Raw genomic sequence first — 977 nt, forward strand, 5'->3', positions numbered from 1 at the left:
GGACCGGCCGTTCCGCCGCCTCGTCATCTTCGGCCTGGTGCTCACCACCTGCGGGTACGCGCAGATCGAGGTGGGCTTCGCGGCGTACTCGGTGCGGGTGGTCGAGGTGACGCCGCGCGTGGTGGCGTGGGCGCTCGCCGCGAACACCGTCATGATCGTGCTCTCCCAGCTGCTGGTGATCCGGCGGCTGGAGGGGCGCAGCCGTACCCGTGCCCTGGCCACCGTCGGCGCGGTGTTCGCCGGCGCGTGGCTGGTGCTCGGCGCGGCCGGCGTGGTGGGCAGCGGCAACGCGCTGCTCGCGGCGCTCGGCGTGGTGGCCTGCTCGGCGATCTTCGGGTTCGGCGAGACGATGCTGTCTCCGGTCATGCCCGCGCTCACGAACGCGCTCGCCACCGACGAGCTGCGTGGCCGGTACAACGCGATGAGCTCGATGATCTTCGGGATCAGCGGTGTGGTCGGCCCGGTCACCGCCGGGCCGCTGATCGGCGCGGCGAACGGCCGGGTCTGGGTGGCGGTCGTGGTGGGCGGCTGCCTGGCCGCCTCGCTGCTCGCGCTGTCGCTGCGTCCGCTGCTCACCGCCGCGCAGGACGGCCGCCTGACGGCCGCCGAGGCGCCGGAGCCCGAGCCCGCGCGGGCGACCTGACCCGGGACACGTCCCCGGCGGCCTGACACGCGAACGGGCCCCGCAGCATTCGCTCCGGGGCCCGTCTGCGGTGCGTCGGCGGTCAGCCGGCGGCGACCTCGGTGGTGGTGCGGATCCGGTCCAGCGCCGGCGGGGAGACCGGCGACTTCTCGGTCAGGTACGCGGTGAAGGCGTCCAGGTCGATCTGGCCGGTCACCGCGTTGGTGCCGCCGGTCAGGACGCTGAAGCCGTCACCGCCACCGGCGAGGAAGTTGTTCACGGTGACCCGGTAGGTGGCGGTGTCCGTCACCGGGGTGCCGTTGATGGTGAGGCTGCCCCGGACCACCCGGGTGCC

2 protein-coding genes are annotated in these 977 nt (G+C 74.2%); one reads left to right on the forward strand and one right to left on the reverse strand.

All coding sequences use genetic code 11. The annotated features are described in order from the left end of the window. The coding region (locus tag KBX39_RS31960) for an MFS transporter (protein WP_210874144.1) at positions 1-643 on the forward strand (643 nt) is incomplete at its 5' end. Positions 644-725: 82 nt separating this feature from the next. Here KBX39_RS31960 and KBX39_RS31965 read toward each other — a convergent pair. Continuing rightward, the coding region (locus KBX39_RS31965) for a 5'-nucleotidase C-terminal domain-containing protein (RefSeq protein ID WP_210874146.1) at positions 726-977 on the reverse strand (252 nt) is incomplete at its 5' end.

It is taken from the genome of Micromonospora sp. D75 (genome assembly GCF_018070405.1).
In the GTDB taxonomy this organism is placed as follows: domain Bacteria; phylum Actinomycetota; class Actinomycetes; order Mycobacteriales; family Micromonosporaceae; genus Micromonospora; species Micromonospora chalcea.